Source organism: Microvirga sp. RSM25, assembly GCF_044784385.1.
Classification (GTDB): Bacteria; Pseudomonadota; Alphaproteobacteria; order Rhizobiales; family Beijerinckiaceae; genus Microvirga; species Microvirga tunisiensis.
In genome coordinates this window covers 4,160,237-4,177,630 of record NZ_CP173039.1, presented here as the reverse complement: position 1 = coordinate 4,177,630, position 17,394 = coordinate 4,160,237, and the positions used below count along the sequence as shown (strand labels likewise).

The 17,394-nt window shown below is 63.1% G+C and carries 15 protein-coding genes and 1 pseudogene; 8 read left to right on the top strand and 8 right to left on the bottom strand.

The window, feature by feature from the left end:
* Positions 1-6 precede the first annotated feature (6 nt).
* The gene (gene argJ / locus ACD578_RS19775) at positions 7-1,248 is read right to left on the bottom strand and encodes a bifunctional glutamate N-acetyltransferase/amino-acid acetyltransferase ArgJ (protein WP_404287788.1); all 1,242 of its coding nucleotides are present in this window, start codon (positions 1,246-1,248) and stop codon (positions 7-9) included.
* A gap of 164 nt (positions 1,249-1,412) precedes the next feature.
* Between argJ and ACD578_RS19770 the strand changes: the two genes are divergently transcribed.
* Positions 1,413-1,625, top strand: a complete 213-nt coding sequence (locus ACD578_RS19770; RefSeq protein WP_404287786.1) for a hypothetical protein — start codon at positions 1,413-1,415, stop codon at positions 1,623-1,625.
* A 183-nt stretch (positions 1,626-1,808) separates the two neighbouring features.
* Here ACD578_RS19770 and ACD578_RS19765 read toward each other — a convergent pair whose 3' ends face one another.
* On the bottom strand, positions 1,809-2,702 hold the full coding sequence (locus tag ACD578_RS19765) for a peptidylprolyl isomerase (RefSeq protein WP_152714395.1): 894 nt from the start codon (positions 2,700-2,702) through the stop codon (positions 1,809-1,811).
* 249 nt (positions 2,703-2,951) lie between these two features.
* Between ACD578_RS19765 and secA the strand changes: the two genes are divergently transcribed.
* From secA to ACD578_RS19750, 3 genes are all read left to right on the top strand, one after another.
* On the top strand, positions 2,952-5,765 hold the full coding sequence (gene secA, locus ACD578_RS19760; protein ID WP_404287784.1) for a preprotein translocase subunit SecA: 2,814 nt from the start codon (positions 2,952-2,954) through the stop codon (positions 5,763-5,765).
* Between the two features lie 214 nt (positions 5,766-5,979).
* The gene (locus tag ACD578_RS19755) at positions 5,980-6,402 is read left to right on the top strand and encodes a GFA family protein (protein WP_404287782.1); all 423 of its coding nucleotides are present in this window, start codon (positions 5,980-5,982) and stop codon (positions 6,400-6,402) included.
* Positions 6,403-6,609: 207 nt separating this feature from the next.
* On the top strand, positions 6,610-7,479 hold the full coding sequence (locus ACD578_RS19750; protein WP_404287780.1) for an alpha/beta fold hydrolase: 870 nt from the start codon (positions 6,610-6,612) through the stop codon (positions 7,477-7,479).
* A gap of 65 nt (positions 7,480-7,544) precedes the next feature.
* Here ACD578_RS19750 and ACD578_RS19745 read toward each other — a convergent pair whose 3' ends face one another.
* Positions 7,545-8,387: a DUF1194 domain-containing protein gene (locus ACD578_RS19745; RefSeq protein ID WP_404287778.1), complete on the bottom strand. Its 843-nt coding sequence runs from the start codon at positions 8,385-8,387 to the stop codon at positions 7,545-7,547.
* A gap of 186 nt (positions 8,388-8,573) precedes the next feature.
* Positions 8,574-9,014, bottom strand: coding sequence for a c-type cytochrome (locus ACD578_RS19740; protein WP_404287776.1), 441 nt, complete (start codon positions 9,012-9,014; stop codon positions 8,574-8,576).
* Positions 9,015-9,209: 195 nt separating this feature from the next.
* Here ACD578_RS19740 and ACD578_RS19735 point away from each other — a divergent pair, with 195 nt between their 5' ends.
* From ACD578_RS19735 to ACD578_RS19725, 3 genes are all read left to right on the top strand, one after another.
* The gene (locus tag ACD578_RS19735; protein ID WP_404287774.1) at positions 9,210-10,832 is read left to right on the top strand and encodes an ABC-F family ATP-binding cassette domain-containing protein; all 1,623 of its coding nucleotides are present in this window, start codon (positions 9,210-9,212) and stop codon (positions 10,830-10,832) included.
* A gap of 272 nt (positions 10,833-11,104) precedes the next feature.
* On the top strand, positions 11,105-11,488 hold the full coding sequence (locus ACD578_RS19730; protein WP_036355449.1) for a response regulator: 384 nt from the start codon (positions 11,105-11,107) through the stop codon (positions 11,486-11,488).
* A gap of 110 nt (positions 11,489-11,598) precedes the next feature.
* Entirely contained in the window at positions 11,599-12,201 is a 603-nt protein-coding gene (locus ACD578_RS19725; protein WP_404287772.1) for a protein phosphatase CheZ, read from the top strand.
* 72 nt (positions 12,202-12,273) lie between these two features.
* Here ACD578_RS19725 and ACD578_RS19720 read toward each other — a convergent pair whose 3' ends face one another.
* The 4 genes and pseudogenes from ACD578_RS19720 to ACD578_RS19705 form a co-directional block, all read right to left on the bottom strand.
* Positions 12,274-12,795, bottom strand: coding sequence for a hypothetical protein (locus tag ACD578_RS19720; RefSeq protein WP_404287770.1), 522 nt, complete (start codon positions 12,793-12,795; stop codon positions 12,274-12,276).
* 332 nt (positions 12,796-13,127) lie between these two features.
* Entirely contained in the window at positions 13,128-14,414 is a 1,287-nt protein-coding gene (locus ACD578_RS19715; RefSeq protein WP_404287768.1) for a L,D-transpeptidase family protein, read from the bottom strand.
* 261 nt (positions 14,415-14,675) lie between these two features.
* Entirely contained in the window at positions 14,676-15,629 is a 954-nt protein-coding gene (locus ACD578_RS19710; protein ID WP_152714387.1) for an acetyl-CoA carboxylase carboxyltransferase subunit alpha, read from the bottom strand.
* Between the two features lie 77 nt (positions 15,630-15,706).
* Positions 15,707-16,508: pseudogene (locus ACD578_RS19705) on the bottom strand (class I SAM-dependent methyltransferase).
* Between the two features lie 117 nt (positions 16,509-16,625).
* On the opposite strand from ACD578_RS19705, the gene gloB reads away from it, so the two are divergent.
* A complete protein-coding gene (gene gloB, locus ACD578_RS19700; RefSeq protein WP_404287765.1) occupies positions 16,626-17,393 on the top strand; it encodes a hydroxyacylglutathione hydrolase in 768 nt (255 codons plus the stop codon).
* The last annotated feature ends 1 nt before the right edge of the window (position 17,394 follow it).

Sequence of the window (17,394 nt, the reverse complement as noted above, 5' to 3'; positions counted from 1 at the left end):
TCAGGATCAGCTCCGGTAGTCGCCGTTGATCTCCACATAGGCTTTGGTGAGGTCGCAGGTCCATGCGGTGGCCTCGCCCCGACCGAGACCCAAGTCGACGCGAATCGTGATCTCGTCGTCCTTCATGTAGGCGGAGGTCTTCGCCTCATCGTATTCCGGATCGCGGGCGCCTTTGACGGCGACGCGGATGTCGCCGAACCAGATCGCGAGCTTGTCGCGCTCGGCCGGCTCGCCGGCTTTGCCGACGGCCATCACCACGCGGCCCCAATTGGCGTCCTCGCCGGCCACCGCCGTCTTCACCAGCGGCGAATTGGCAATCGCCATGGCAATGCGCTTCGCCGAGGTCGCACCGGTGGCGCCCGTCACTCTCACGGTCACGAACTTGCGCGCGCCCTCACCGTCGCGGGCGACCTGCTGGGCAAGGTCGCACAACAGCCCTTCCAGCGCGCCGCGGAACTCCTTCAAGCGCCGGTCGCTCGGCAGGGAGATCGTCGGCGCGCCCTTGGCGGCGGCCGCGCCGGTCGCGAAGAACAGGAGCGTATCGGAGGTGGAGGTATCGCTGTCCACCGTTACACAATTGAAGCTCTTGTCGGCGCCCTTCTTCAAAAGGGTCTGAAGCACAGGGGCCGCGATAGGAGCATCGGTGAAGATGAAGGAGAGCATGGTCGCCATGTCCGGAGCGATCATGCCGGCACCTTTGGCGATGCCGTTGATGGTGACCTCGACACCGCCGATGGTGGCCGTACGGGTCGCCACTTTCGGGAAGGTGTCGGTTGTCATGATCGCCTTGGCAGCATCGAGCCAGGCGGTGGGCTTAGCCTTCTTCTCGCAAGCTGTTAGCACGTTCTCGAACTTCGTCGCATCGAGAGGTTCGCCGATCACGCCCGTGGAGGCGATGAAGACCTGCGAGGCCCGGCAGCCTGCCGCTTCGGCGGCGATGTCGGCCGTGAGCTTGACGGCTTCCGAGCCCTTCTTGCCGGTGAAGGCGTTGGCATTCCCGGAATTGACCACCAGCGCCCGGGCAGCGCCCTTGGCGAGATTCTTGCGGCACCAGTCGACCGGGGCCGAGGGGCATTTGGAGCGGGTGAACACGCCCGCTACGGTCGTGTCCTTGGGCAGCGTCACATAGAGAACGTCGGTTCGGTTGTTGTATCGGATGCCGGCCTCCGCCGTTGCGATTCTGACGCCGTCGATGGCGGGAAGTGTCGGAAACGACTTGGGCGCGAGCGGAGACACGGTCTTGGACATGGACGAACTCGAAGAGAGCTGTTGGGATACGACGTTGCGAGCCGCGACCTGTGGTTTTTTAAGGCTTTTTGTCAAGTCAAAGCTTCACCGCGATGGAATCGAAAACGTCGGAACGACCGTTCGGTGCCGTCGTTGACCCGATCCGAGAACGATGGAGACATCCTGTGACCGGCAAGCATCCTAAGACTCAACCGCAAGAACGTCCTCGCAGCGACCTCGATGTCGATCCCGGCGTCGGGCGCTCGAAGGGCTCCTACATGACCGGCGAAGACCCGCGCGACCTCGATGGCGGCTCGACCTTCCAGGGCGATGTCGAGAACCAGACCAACCGCGAGGGCGGCGTGAATCCGAACCGGATGGGGCGTACGAACAAGTGACATGACCTGCTGAGGCCATGTCATCCCCGGCGAGCCTTCAAGCCGAGGGGAGGGGATCTACTGATGCGCGCTGAGCGGGCAAGCGGATCCCCTTCCTCTCCGCTTCGTTCCAGCCGGGAATGACGCTCCAAATGAAAAGGGCGGCCCGGAGGCCGCCCTGAACGTGTCTGAAAACAGAAAAGCTTACTGCTGCTTCTGCTCGACGAGGTTGCCCTTGTCGTCCAGACGCTCGATCTTTGCGTTCTTGCGCAGGCCCATGATCAGGTCCTGCTGCGCCTTGCGGGCAAGGTAGGTCTCGACCTGGTCCTTGGTCTCGTCAAAGGTCGGAGCGGGTTTGGCGCGCTTCTCCTCGACCTTGATCACGTGCCAGCCGAACTGGCTCTTCACCGGATCGGAGATCTGGCCGGGCTCGAGCTTGAAAGCGGTCTCGGCAAAGGGCTCGACCATACGGTCTTTGGTGAAGAAGCCGAGGTCGCCGCCGTCGGTCTTGGAGCCGGGGTCCTTCGAGACCTCGCCGGCCACCTTGGCGAAATCCTCGCCACCTTTGACGCGGGTAGCGATCTTCTTGGCCTCGTCCTCGTTCTCGACCAGGATATGGCGGGCGCGGACTTCCTGTTCGGTGGGCACGCTCTTGACGGTTTCGTCATAGAGCTTGCGGGCGGCTTCCGGGGTCACGGCCTTCTTGGCCTCTTGGTCGAGGTATTCGTCGAGCAGGGTCTTGTCCCGGTTATAGGCGAGCTTGCGGGTGAATTCGGCGCCGCTGCCGACCTTGGCCGCCTCGGCAGCCTTGGCTCCGAGCTTCAGGTCGATCATGTAGCCGGTCAGCAGGTCGCGCTTCTGAGCTTCCGGAACGTTCGGCATCTGCAGGGCCGGATCCTCGGCGGCGAGGGCGAGATCCCCTTCCGTGATGTCGACGCCGTTGACACGGGCGATCACCTTGGCCGGATCGACGGCGGGCACGGCCGCAGGGGACGTAGCTGGCGCGGGAGGGGTCTGGGCGAGGGCAGCCCCAGCCATGATCGGCAGGGCGACGCTGAGGGTCAGAAGGCTCTTCCGGAACGTGAGTGAGCGAGACATGTGGTTTCCTCTGGTGAGCGTGATCGCCCACGGACAGCGACGATCAGATGGCCGAATGTGTTTACGTTTGCAAGTGATGGCATATTTATGTCACAGCATCGCCGCTCGCGGGGTCTTGAACGGTCCTCCGGGCCGGCTTGAGGCTGCGCCACTCGGGCACAGTCTTTAAGATGCGTTCTGGCGTAATTAGGTCTATAAGGCGGCGCAAACGCCCCTTTCTCGTGCATTCTGGAATTCTGAAGGCTCTCGATGTTCGGTTCTCTCGCGAAGAAAATCTTCGGCTCGGTCAATGATCGCCGTCTGAAGTCCTATCGGCCGAAGGTTGCGGCCATCAACGCGATGGAGGCCGAGCTGGAGGCCCTGTCCGACGAGCAGCTCCGTGCCCGCACCGAGGACTTCAAGGCCCAGCTCGCCGCCGGCAAGACCCTGGACGATATCCTGGTCCCCGCCTTCGCCACCGTCCGCGAGGCGGCCAAGCGCACCTTGGGCCAGCGCCACTTCGACGTGCAGCTTATCGGCGGCATGGTGCTTCACGAGGGTTCGATCGCCGAAATGCGCACCGGTGAAGGCAAGACCCTGGTGGCGACGCTGCCGGTCTACCTCAACGCCCTGGCCGGTAAGGGCGTCCACGTGGTGACGGTCAACGACTACCTCGCCCGCCGCGATAGCGAGTGGATGGGCCAGATCTACCGTTTCCTGGGTCTCTCCGTCGGGGTGATCGTCCATGGGCTCGACGATGTCGAGCGCGCCGAAGCCTATGCCGCCGACATCACCTACGGCACCAACAACGAATACGGCTTCGACTATCTGCGCGACAACATGAAGTACGAGATGGCGCAGATGGTCCAGCGGGGCCACAACTTCGCCATCGTGGACGAGGTGGACTCGATCCTGGTCGACGAGGCGCGTACGCCGCTCATCATCTCCGGTCCCCTCGACGACCGATCCGAGCTCTACAATGCCATCGATGTGGTGATCCCACGCCTCAACAAGAGCGATTACGAGCTTGATGAGAAGCAGCGTTCCGTGGCTCTCACCGAAGATGGCACCGAGAAGATCGAAGCGCTTCTGCGGGAGATCGGCCTGCTCAAGGAGGGCGACCTCTACGACGCCCAGAACGCTACCCTCGTCCACCATATGAACCAGGCGCTGCGCGCCCACACACTGTTCCAGCGCGACAAGGACTACATCGTCCGCAACGGCGAAGTAGTGATCATCGACGAGTTCACCGGCCGCATGATGCAGGGCCGGCGCTACTCGGAAGGCCTGCACCAGGCGCTCGAGGCCAAGGAGAAGGTCCAGGTCCAGCCCGAGAATCAGACCCTCGCGTCGATTACCTTCCAGAACTACTTCCGCCTCTACGACAAGCTCGCGGGCATGACCGGCACCGCGGCGACGGAAGCCGACGAGTTCCTGGAAATCTACAACCTCGAAGTGGTCGAGATCCCGACCAATCGTCCCGTCTCTCGCATCGACGACGACGACGAGGTCTACCGGACCATGGACGAGCGCTACCAGGCGGTCATCCGCGATATCGAGGAAGCCTCGGCCAAGGGCCAGCCGATCCTGGTCGGCACCACCTCGATCGAGAAGTCGGAGCTTCTCGCCGAACTTCTGATCAAGGACGGCTATACCCTCATCGATTTCGAGAACCCGCAGGCGCTCGAGCCCCTCTACCGCGACGCGCGGGCGGGCCGGGGGACCAAGCACTTCGCCGTGCTGAACGCCCGCTTCCACGAGCAGGAGGCCTTCATCGTCGCCCAGGCCGGCGTGCCGGGCGCGATCACGATTGCCACCAACATGGCCGGCCGCGGCACCGACATCCAGCTCGGCGGTAATGCCAAGATGCGCGTCGAGCGCGAGTTGGTCGGCATCGAGGGCGAGGAGCGCGCCCGCCGCGAAAAGGAGATTCTCGAAGAGGTTGCCTCCTTCAAGGAGAAGGCGCTGGCCGCCGGCGGCCTCTACGTGCTCGGCACCGAGCGCCACGAATCCCGCCGCATCGACAACCAGCTGCGCGGCCGCTCCGGCCGCCAGGGCGATCCGGGCCGCTCCAAGTTCTACCTGTCGCTCCAGGACGACCTGATGCGCATCTTCGGCTCCGACCGCATGGACGGCATGCTGCAGAAGCTCGGCCTGAAGGAAGGCGAGGCCATCATCCACCCGTGGATCAACAAGGCCATCGAGCGGGCGCAGGCGAAGGTCGAGGCGCGCAACTTCGACATCCGCAAGAACATCCTGAAATACGACAACGTCATGAACGACCAGCGCAAGGTCGTCTTCGAGCAGCGCAAGGAGTTCATGGCGGAAGAGAGCGTGCGCGAGACCATCGACGACATGCGCCATGGCGTCATCGAGGACGTCGTCTCCCGTGCCATCCCGGAGAACGCCTATGCCGAGCAATGGGACGTGGCCGGCCTGAAGGAGAACGTCGTCAACTTCCTCAATCTCGATCTGCCGATCGAGGATTGGGCGAAGGAAGAGGGCATCGCCGACGATGAGATCCGCGAGCGCATCACCAAGGCGGCCGACGAGGCTTACGCCCAGCGCGTCGAGGCCAATACGTCCGAGGTCATGAACTACGTGGAGAAGCAGGTTCTGCTTCAGAGCCTGGATCACCTGTGGCGCGAACATCTCGTGACCCTCGACCATCTGCGTCAGGTCATCGGCTGGCGCGGCCTTGCCCAGCGCGATCCGCTGAACGAGTACAAGTCCGAGGCCTTCGAGCTGTTCAATGCCCTGATCGGCCATCTGCGCGAGCAGGTGACGGGCCAGCTCATGCGCATCCAGGTGGTGTTCCAGCAGCCGGAGCCGCAGGGACTCCCGCCCATGTTCGCCCAGCATCTCGATCCGGCCACCGGCGAGAACGAGTTCGATCTGGCCCAGGGCAATGCTCTCGGAGCCGCTTCGGCCCTCGGCTTTGCCGCCGCTGCCGCCGAGATGGATCCGGCCTCGTCCCGCAACCCGAACGACCCCTCCACCTGGGGCCGGGTCAGCCGAAACGAGCCTTGCCCCTGCGGCTCGGGCAAGAAGTTCAAGCACTGCCACGGACAATACGTGGCGTAAGCGCCGACGACACTCGAACAACGAAAAGCCCGGCCATCGCGCCGGGCTTTTTGCTGTGGCGGTCTCGTGCTGGCTTCGAGCTCGCTTTCTACCTCCGTTGCGCCAGCAGATCTCTGTGGCGGCAAGGGGTAAGATACGTTCCAACCAACGCTTCCACCGCTTCGTTCGTGCGTGGCGGGCGCGACTACGGATGAGCGAACCGAAGGAGAGAGCCATGTCCCACATCGGAAGCTGTTTTTGCGGTGCCGTTCAGATCGAAGTCAGTGGATCTCCGGAGGCGATGGGCTATTGTCACTGCCAGTCCTGCCGCTCATGGTCCGGCGGGCCGGTGAACGCCTTCAGCCTATGGAAGCCCGAGGCGGTGCGTGTCACATCGGGCGCCGAGCATCTCGCGACGTTCCAGAAGACGAAGTTCAGCCAGCGGCAATATTGCTCGAAATGCGGCGGGCACCTGATGAATAATCATCCGACGCTGGGCCTCGTCGATGTGTTTGCTGCGACCATTCCGACCCTCAACTTCATCCCCGCCGTCCACTTCAACTATGCGGAGACAGTGCTGCCCATGCGGGACGGTCTGCCAAAACTGAAGGACTTTCCCGCTGAGGCCGGGGGAACCGGTGAGATGATGGCCGAGTGACGATCTAGAGCGTCGTTCGGCATGGAAAAACCGGCTACACTTTCCCGCACGATGAGCGTGGGGCAGATGAGGCTCTGGCGCATGCACCGTCGAGACTCGTGCCGCAGCAGGTCAAGGGCTGCTCCAGGCTGGTCACGGGATCCGTGAACCAATTGCCGCACGGCAGCGTTCAAGCTCCTGGTCGGTCGTGCACGAGGTAATACCGACATGGACGATACGAACACCGTGAAGCATCGATGGATCGACGTGGATGGCGTCGGCACCTTTTATCGTGAGGCAGGACCCGCCGATGCGCCTGCAATCCTCCTGCCTCACGGCTATCCCTGTTCTTCGTATGAGTTCCGCAATTTCATGCCTCTTCTTGCGGACGGCTGGCGGCTTCTCGCACCGGATTTTCCGGGGTGCGGATACAGCGACACTCCCGAAGGCTTCGTCTACGATTTCGACGGTTACGCCACGTTTCTCGATCGGTTCCTGAACCGGCTTGGAATCGAGCGCTTCGCACTCTATCTGCATGATTTCGGATCGCAGATCGGGCTGCGGCTAGCGATCATGCGCCCGGATCGGATTGCCGCCCTGATCATTCAGAATGGCGATATCTATGAGGATCAACTCGGTCCGAAATACGCGGCACTTCAGGAGTATTTCCGCAATCCCACGCCGGAGATGCGCGCCAAGCTGGGTGAAGCAATCACCGAAGAGGGATTTCGCGATGAGTTCTTGAACGACGTTCGTCCGGAACTCGCCGAGCGGATCCCTCCTGACCTTTGGAAGCTGCATTGGTCGCTGATGACGGATCGGCGGCGGAAGATCACCATCGGGGTGATCGCAGGCCTGAAGGACAACCTCGCCTGGTTCCCGCGTTATCAGGCATACCTGCGCGAGCACCGGCCGCCGACCCTGATCGTCTGGGGCCCTCAGGACGGATACATGCCCGAGGGCTCGGCGCGCGCTTATCTGCGCGACCTCCCCGACGCCGAATTGCACCTGCTCGATGGCGGGCATTGGTTGTTGGAAACAAACCTTGCCGAAGTCGTCGCTCTGGTGCGAGATTTTCTGCCGCGGGTCTGGAGATGAGGCATAAACCTCACCGCGATGCGGCTCTATCCCGGCAGTGATACCGCGCTCTCCAGCCCGATCATCTAAAGTTTCTGCCCGGTATCGGCTTCTGGGGTATGCGGTGTGGGGGCGATATCGTCCCACAGGCTCTCGCTGGTGTCGCAATCCGTTTTCGGCGGATTTCCTGCAGGCTGAACCAGTCCGCCGGCTTCGAACAGGCCTGCGATCTCATTGACGATCTTGGTCCTCGTCTCGGTCAGAAGTTGCCTGCGTTCCCGCACAGGGATCATGAACGCGCTTGAACCTCCGATGACGCAATCGCGGTAATAAGCATCCAATGTCGCGTCCTCCCGCCTGTCCGGCCGTCTGAGCATGATGGGAAGGCCGTTGATCGTGACGCCGCGCGCAACCGCCTTGTCGCGCGCCTCCGTGACAAGGGGGCCCTGATTGTTCGAGCCGTCGCCCGAAATGTCGATCACGCGTCGCGTGGGCAGGACGGGCCCGGAGGAGAAGAGGGACAGGCTGAAATCGATGGCTTCCGAGATGGAAGTGCCGGCCCCACGGCGGATGGGCGCGCGGGCGAGCCGCTCGGCGAAGGAGAGGCTGTCCTTCGAGCTTTCCAGAACGGTCCAGGGCACGACGATATTTTGGACATGCGGGTGCGCCCCAGCCCACTCCACGTAGGTGACCGCGATGCGCCCCAGCATGCCGCTGTGAATGGCCTGATGCACCGATGGCGAGCGGAAGGCTTCCACATAACCCTGTCGTTGCAGGTCCTGCTCGTCCGGGTCCATGGAAGTGGAGACATCGACGGCGAGCACAAGGGCGAGATCGACCTCGTCAGGCGCCCGTTGCCAGGCCGGAGCGACGGTCAGGAGCCCCGCCACGAGAGCGGAGAGCAGCCATGGAGCCTTGGGATACCGCATCGCGATCTCCCTTAGAGCATCGGACCCAAAAGTGGCTCCACTCTTGGATCGATCCGATGCTCAATCCCTTGAGCGGCGCATCGTTGACACGGAAAGCCAGAGCCACATTTCGCCGGGGCGGACCGTCGGTCCCGCACGATGCGCTAGTCGAAGACCTTCGGTCTCCTCGGATCTCCGGATGGTACGTCAGCTTTCCTTGCGGCGATAGGGCTCGTGACAGCCGCCGCAGTTCTGGCCGACCCGCTGGATCGCCGCCTGCAGGCTGGCCTGATCCGTGATCGACGCCTGGACCGCCTTGGCATCCTGTTCGAGTTTGGCCGCATGAGCGTCGAAATCCGCCTTGCGCTCCCAGATGGCCGGGAGTGCGGCGGTCTTGCCCTGCTGCGAGCCTGCCGGAAAGAGGGCCGGGATCTGCTGTGCGTTCTGCGCAATCCGCTGGAAGGCCGCTTGGGCGGTCGCGGCGTTGAACGGGACCTGTCCTCGGGCCATGCCGGTGAGGGCGCGCACCTGCTCCTGATTGTTCTTCATCAGGTTCTGGCGCTGGGTGATCGGATCGCTCGATTGGGCCAGCACTCCAAGTCCGCTGGTGGTCAACACCATGAATGCAGCAATGACGGTCTTTCGCATGACGACCATCCTTTCTCCCCCGTGGCAGAATGTCCTCTCGCTGCTGATCGGGCCATAGGAAATGTGGGTTAGAGCCTGCTATTCGGCCGAGGTGCCTTGTCCTGGACCTCTGACATTTTGCCCGACCTCGGGCGCTCGCGGGCGGGCGCAAGCCATGTCATAAGGCCGCCGCAACTCCTTCAGGCCTTGGGACCCATGATTCGCGTCGAGAATGTCAGTAAGCAGAATAGTCATCGTATCCTCTTCATCGAGGCCTCCGGGAGCCTCCAGAAGGGCGAGAAGGTCGGATTGGTGGGGCCGAACGGCGCGGGCAAGACAACGCTCTTCCGGATGATCAACAAGGAGGAGCAGCCCGACGAGGGCCAGGTCGCGGTCGATCGCGGTGTGACGATCGGCTATTTCAGCCAGGATGTCGGCGAAATGGCGGGCCGCAGCGCCGTGGCCGAGGTGATGGAAGGCGCCGGTCCCGTGAGCGCCGTTGCCGCCGAGCTGCGGGAGCTGGAAGCCGCGATGGTCGATCCGGACAAGGCGGATGATCTCGACCGAATCATCGAGCGCTATGGCGAGGTGCAGGCGCGCTACGAGGAGCTGGACGGCTATTCCCTCGAGGGCCGGGCGCGTGAGGTCCTGGCGGGCTTAGGTTTCAGCCAGGAGATGATGGACGGCGATGTGGGCGCCCTGTCCGGTGGCTGGAAGATGCGCGTCGCGCTCGGTCGTATCCTCCTGATGCGCCCGGATGTCATGCTCCTCGACGAGCCAAGCAACCATCTGGATCTCGAGAGCATCATCTGGCTGGAAGAGTTTCTGAAGGGCTATGAGGGCGCGCTGCTCATGACCTCGCACGACCGCGCCTTCATGAACCGCATCGTCAACAAGATCATGGAGATCGACGGCGGTTCGCTGACGACCTATTCCGGCGATTACGAATTCTACGAACAGCAGCGCGCCCTCAACGAGAAGCAGCAACAGGCTCAATTTGAGCGCCAGCAGGCCATGCTCGCCAAGGAGATCAAGTTCATCGAACGCTTCAAGGCGCGCGCCTCCCACGCCGCCCAGGTGCAGAGCCGGGTCAAGAAGCTGGAGAAGATCGACCGGGTGGAGCCGCCGAAGCGCCGTCAGTCGGTGGCGTTCGAGTTCCTGCCGGCGCCGCGCTCCGGCGACGACGTGGTCAGCCTGAAGGGCGTGCACAAGCGCTATGGTAGCCGCAGCATCTACGAGGGTCTGGACTTTGCGGTGCGTCGCAAGGAACGCTGGTGCGTCATGGGCGTCAACGGTGCCGGCAAGTCGACGCTGCTGAAGCTGGTGGCTGGCTCCGCAACGCCCGATGATGGGACTGTTGCGGTCGGCAGCTCTGTGAAGATGGGCTATTTCGCCCAGCACGCCATGGAGGTGCTGGAGGGCGACCGCACGGTGTTCGAGTTCCTGGAGGAGGCGTTTCCGCAGGCCGGGCAGGGCTCGCTGCGCACGCTTGCCGGCTGCTTCGGCTTCTCCGGCGACGATGCGGAGAAGAAATGCCGCGTGCTCTCGGGCGGCGAGAAGGCCCGGCTGGTGATGGCCCAGATGCTCTACGACCCGCCGAACTTCCTGGTACTCGACGAGCCGACGAACCATCTCGACATGGCCACGAAGGAGATGCTGATCGAGGCCCTGTCGCGCTACGAGGGCACCATGCTCTTCGTCTCCCACGACCGCCACTTCCTGGCGGCCTTGTCGAACCGGGTTCTCGAGCTCACGGCCGAGGGCATCCACCAATACGGCGGCGGCTATACCGAGTATGTGGCGCGCACCGGCCAGGAAGCGCCGGGCCTGCGGAACTGAGCGGACTAGCGCATCGTGAGGAACCGAAGGTCCACCCCAGCGAAAGTGGACCCGGTTTTCCGCATGATGCTCGACTTGGGAACCAAACAAGAGCCCGGCCATCGTGCCGGGCTTTTTGCTGCAATGTATCCCGACCTCGGCAGATGGAATGGCGACGTCAGCTTTAGGCAAGCATCGTCGCCGATAAGGCAGGAACCACAACAACCTTTTTGAAGATGGTCCTGTCAAAGATCCTTCTTCGCAACCCTTTCTCAATTCCGGGCCTAAACATCATGGCATTGAATACGTCCCTTCCGGTGCTCATCGTCGACGATTATCAGACGATGCTGCGCATCATCCGCAACCTCCTGAAGCAGATCGGCTTCAACGATGTCGACGAAGCCAAGGACGGCTCGGAGGCCCTGGGCAAGCTCAAGGAGAAGAAATACGGGCTCGTGATCTCCGACTGGAACATGGCGCCGATGACCGGCTTCGAGCTGCTCCAGAAGGTCCGCGCCGATGCGGAGCTGAATGCACTTCCCTTCATCATGATCACCGCCGAGGCCAAGACCGAGAACGTCGTGGCGGCCAAGCAGGCGGGCGTGAACAACTACATCGTGAAGCCCTTCAACGCGGAAACCCTGCGCTCGAAGATCGCCGCCGTACTGGGTGAGTAGTCGCAATGCGTCTCCCGCCACCTGTCTCTTTTGACCCTTTGAGTCTGGACCTCCTGGCTCAGTCCCGCGAGAGCATCGCTGCCCGAAGGCATGCCGAGCTCATGCGGGGCATGGCGGCTATTCATGCGGCGCTGGAGCCGAACAGCGGAGCTTCAAAGGCTCTCCTGGACCAGATCCGGACCGATCTGCGCGAAGCGCTCAGGCTCAAGGACGAACTCGACGCCATCACGGAGTCGATCCAGCGCACGAAGCGGGAAATCGCAACCCTGCATTCCCACACGCCGGGCGGTCAGGTGACCAGCGTCACCGATGAGCTTGGAGCCGTGGTGTCCGGCACGGAAGCGGCCACCAACAGCATCCTGGCGGCGGCCGAGGAGATCGACGAAATCACCGGAACGCTCTCCTCGCGACTGTCCGGCGAGGACGCCGCGATGACCCAGAAGATCTCCGACCGGGTGATCACGATCTTCGAGGCATGCAATTTCCAGGACATTACCGGCCAGCGCATCAGCAAGGTCGTCAGCTCGATGAAGTTCATCGAGGAACGCGTGACCCAGATGGCGCATATCTGGGGCGGCCTGGAGAGCTTCAACGAGGTGGAATCCTTCAAGATGCCGGAGAGGGAGGGGGATGATGCCCTGCTGAACGGGCCGGCTCTGGACGGCGATCCGACACGCACCTCCCAGGACGCCATCGACGCCTTGTTCGGTTGATTCGACCTTCGCGAGGCCCGCGCTACGAGCGAAATAAAAGCCCGGTGGTTGCGCCGGGCTTTTTGCTGTCCTTCACTGCCGAAGCAGGGTCAGATCGGTTGTTGCTCGGACAGGACCATTCAGGCCGATGCGATCCGTGACAACGATTCGAAAGTGATCCGAATCGAGGCTCACGACTCTCATCCGGGCCGTCGTGTCGCCATAAAGAGGCTTCGGCCACTCGATCGCCAGATCAAAGTCATTCCCAAGCTGACGGCCGGTGAGTTGAGCCGTCCCGACCCGCGAACCCGTATAAGTGCCGGTGACCTGGCCCGAACGGAGATCCCAGGACAAACGAGCGCTGACCGATCTCGCGACGATCAGATAAGCCCAGCATGTGCCCTGGAGCGACAGACCGGTGGCCCCCTGCTGCAGGATGGTGAAGCGGCAGCGGACTTGGTGGGAATCGGCATCCGGCCCCTCCACGATGGTTCCGGATCCGGAAAAGGAGCCGGCGTAGAGGTCGAAGACAGACGGTGCAGCGCCCGCGCTCCCGGTTGCTCCACAGAGCAAGAGAATGACGGCGCAAGACAGCGGGTGCGAAAGGCGGTTCACGGATGCCTCCCTTGGGGATTGGCCATATGGGGCCTGTAATTGTCGCGTCTGAGGCAGCGACCGAGGTTCATGTCGATCTCATCAAACCGATACTTCGCACTTCTGCACCATCCGAAACCGCTTCTCTTGGCTGGCGCATCGTTGAAAGCGGAAAACCGGATCCACATTTCGCTAACGCCGATCTCCGGTTCCGCACGATGCGCCGGAGTGCTGCCAAATTGCTGACGGCAGGTTCGAGCCATCATCGCACCGCGGCATGAATACGCGACAGCATTAACGAAAAGCCCGCCGGTGAGGCGGGCTTTCGCGTCTTAATTTGCATGGGCGGCCGCTCAGTTGGCCGCTGCCACATCGACCTTCGCAGGAGCCTGAGCCCGCTTCTGAGGCACGGTCTTCGTGGACGGAGCCGCCTTGGGGTGAGCCGGAGCGATCTGGACCGTCTCCGCCACAGGCTGTGAAGCCGAGGTGCTGAACAGATCCGTCACGTTGCCGAACATCTTCTTGTAGAACGGCGTCTCCTGTGAGGAGGCCCCTGCCGCGGCAGCCGCCACCGGAGCGGTCTGCTGCGTTACCGCCACTCGGCTCTCGGCCTGACGGGTTTCAGGCTGCGAGGCCGGAACCTCCTTCATCGAGGCGAAGGCGAGCGCGGTCGACGGCGTCTCGATCTTCTCGCGGCCGCTGTCGTCGAGCGCGATCTGCTGCGGGCCCGAGGAGATGCCTTCTGTGCGGCTCACGAAACCGAGCTTGCTGTCGGACACGCCCGTCGCATTGGCCAGCGCCGCGCGGAAGGATTCGTGCGTGTCGCCATCGTTGTAGACGAGCTTGATCGGCTTCTCGCCCTTGGCGATCAGATCGGCCACCTCCTGCTCGTCATGACGCTGCTTCTGCGCCACGGCGGACGCGGCGCTCTCATCGACATTGAACAGATAGCGCTTGTCGGCAACCGCCACACGCAGCTCGTCCTTCGTGACCTCGAAGGTATCGGAGCCTTCCTTCAGGTTCTTCCAGAAACCGATATTCGGGTCGAGACGATGCTTGGCCACGTTCTCGGCCGTCATCCGGAACGGATAGGACTGGAACTGGAAGCCGCGCTGACCGGCACTCAGGGCCTCGCGGGCGATGGCGTAGATCTCGGCGATGTTCTGGTCCGTCATGGCAAAGCAGCCGCGCGACGAGCACGCGCCATGCACCATGATGTCGCCGCCGTTGCGGCCGAAGGACCGGTCGAAGGCGTTCGGATAGCCGGTATCGAACGACAGGTAATAGGCCGAGTTCGGGTTCATCTGCGCCGGGGTGACCGTGTAGAAGCCCTCCGGCACCTGGCGGTCGCCTTCCCTGGTCTTGGGGCCGAGCTGGCCTGACCAGCGGCAGATCGGATAAGTCTTGAGGAGCGCGTACTTGCCGTTGGAACCGCGCTTCCAGACCTCCAGCTCCGATTCCTTCTTGTAGGCCCGGACCAGGATCGGGTCATCCTTGGACATGCCCTTGGTCGACATCAACGCCATGGTGGCCGACGGAATCGGCGTCAGGTGGCGTGTGGAGCCTCTGGAGAGATTGTCGTCCTGGCAGGCAGTAAGCGCGAGCACCAGGCTCGCGGCCAATGCAAAACGCTTCATCATGGGGGACCCCGCAATTTTTGATCTGCCGGACGTTTTGCCGGTCAGTTCCCCTTTAACCCCTAAATCGTTAGCCTTAACTGGTCATTACTGCAAGCGGAGCCGTGATGAAGTTATGATTAAAGGAAGGTAAAAAATCCGCCTGCGAAGGGTTTTGGCACCGCTTATCGGAGGGAAACGTATCTCTTCCGAGGTAAAGCGGACCCGTGCGGCAGAAAGGAGCCCGCCCGAGCCGGGCGAGCCACGAAATCGGCGAGGCGAATCCTAGAGCTTGCGGCCGATATTGAGGAACTTGTCGGCGCGGTGATCGCGGATCTCAGCCGGGCCCATATTGCCGAGATCGTGCAGGGCTTCCTCGATGGCATTGCCGGTGGCCTGGATAGCCGCCTGAGGCTCCCGGTGGGCGCCGCCCACGGGCTCCGTGACGATGCCGTCGATGATGCCGAGCCGCAGGAGGTCCTGGGCCGTGATCTTCATGTTGGTGGCCGCATCCTGCGCGCGAGCTGCATCGCGCCAGAGGATCGAGGCCGCGCCTTCCGGGGAGATCACGCTGTAGATGGCGTGCTCCAGCATCAGCACCTTGTTGGCGGTGGCGATGGCGATGGCACCGCCCGAGCCACCTTCGCCGATCACGACGGAGACATTGGGAACGCCCAGGGACAATTGCATCTCGGTCGAGCGGGCGATGGCCTCGGCCTGTCCGCGCTCCTCCGCCTCGATGCCGGGATAGGCACCCGCGGTATCCACGATGGAGATCACCGGCAGGCCGAAACGATCCGCCATTTCCATGAGACGCACGGCCTTGCGGTAGCCCTCGGGGCGGGCCATGCCGAAATTGTGCCGGATGCGTGTCTCGGTGTTGTGGCCCTTCTCCTGGCCCATCACGCAGACGGGCTGGCCACGGAAGCGACCGAAGCCGCCGACAATCGCCTCATCCTCGGCAAACTTGCGGTCTCCGGCGAGCGGGGTGAACTCGGTGATGAGCCCGGCGCAGTAATCGACGAAATGCGGGCGCTGGGGATGGCGCGCCACCAGGGTCTTCTGCCAGGGCGTGAGCTTGGCGTAGAGCTCCTTCAGGGCGTCGGCGGCCTTGACCTCCAGGCGGGAGATGTCGTCGGTGATGGAGACGGCGTCCCGGTTCTCACCAAGCGCCCGAAGCTCCTCGACCTTGGCTTCCAGCTCGGCGACGGGCTTTTCGAAATCGAGATAACTGCGCATCAGACTCTGTGAAAATGAAGGCCGGCGTGGCCGGATAGCCCTGCCGAAGCGGGGCGGACACTGGCGTTTTGGAGGACTCAAGTCAAGTTGAGCCCTGCCTTACTCCCGTAAAACTCGGCGGAATCAAGGAGGGTGGGGGTCACCCGCGACGCGGGAGCCGCCGGGGCCGGAACGAAAACCGGGGACAGGCGCCGGGAGCGGCGTATCGCATGCACGGCTCCGGGCCGGTAAAGCTGCTTCGTCGCCTCCACGATGTGAAGGCCCGCGAACGGCAACGAAAACCCGGCGCCGACCTGCTCCCAGGCCTGGGCGCTCTGGAGCAGGAGGCGGTTGCGCAAGGGGGGTACATAAAGGGTTTCCGCCCAGCCTTCCGGCGAGAACCAGGTCTGGCGCATGAGGCTTTTGAGCTGCGAGCGGCTGTAGGGCTGCCCATAGCCGAAGGGCGTCGTGTCCATGCGGGCCCACAGGCCACGCCGGTTCGGGGCCACCAGGATGATCCGCCCGCCGGGGGTGAGAATGCGCCAGATCTCGTGCAGAAGTTCGCTCGGGCTCTCCACGGTTTCCAGGGCATGGACCACGAGAACCCGGTCGATCGAGGCATCGGGCAGGGGCATCATCAACGGGTCGACGAGCGCCGAGGCCGAGGCGCCGGTGCGGGGCCAGTTCACCACGCCCTGGTTCGCGGGCATGAAGGCCAGCGTCCGCTCGCTTTCGTCCTTGACCGCCGAGAGATAGGGCGGCGCATAGCCGAGACCGAGCACGCGTAGGCCCGTGAGCGGGCCCCAGAACCGGTCGATGGCGCGTCCGACGAAGCGGCGCGTCACGACACCCAAGGGGACTGGCGTAGAAGCCGCGCAGATCGGTGATGTCGATGCTCATGGCCTCAACAGGATGCCTCTCGATCCGGTCCGGCAAGCGCATTGCAGGGATCCGGGTCTGGTTTCACGCGCAGACTGTTCCATGATAGCTCAGAGCACATCAAGAGAAGGTGCCCCGATGTCCGCCCAGATCCACGCCTTTCTCTGCCTTCAGGACAATATCGGTGTTCTGGTCCATGATCCCAATACGGGAGCCTGCGCGGCCATCGATGCGCCGGAGGAGGGCCCGATCATGGCGGCTCTCGCCAAGACCGGCTGGAAGCTCACCGACATTCTGGTCACGCATCGCCATTCCGATCACGTGCAGGCCATCGAGCCCCTGAAGCGCAGCACCGGCTGCCGGGTGGTGGCCCCGGTCAAGGCCCGCGAGGCGGTGCCGTATGCCGATGCCTATGTGCGCGAGGGCGATACGGTGATCGTGGGCGGTCTTCAGGCGCATGTGTGGGAGACGCCGGGCCATTGTATGGATCATGTATCCTACTGGTTCGCGGCGGATCGCGCGCTGTTCGCCGGCGATACCCTCTTCACTCTCGGGTGCGGGCGGATGTTCGAGGGAACCTATGCCGGGTTCTGGGCCTCGCTTCAGCGTCTCGCTGCCCTGCCGGACGAGGCCCGGGTCTATTGCGGGCACGATTATACGCTCTCCAATGCACGCTTCGCGCTCGCCGCCGATCCCGACAACGAGGCGCTGAAGGCGCGAGCGGCGGAAGCGGAGAAAGCCAAGGCCGAAGGTCGCTTCCTCGTGCCGACGACCATTGGGCAGGAAAAGGCGGCGAATCCTTTCCTGCGGGCCGGGGAGCCTGCGCTCGCGAAATCCGTTCATAAGGAAGGAGCAGCGCCCGTGGAGGTGTTTCAGGCCTTGCGCGAATGGAAGAACAGGTTCTGAT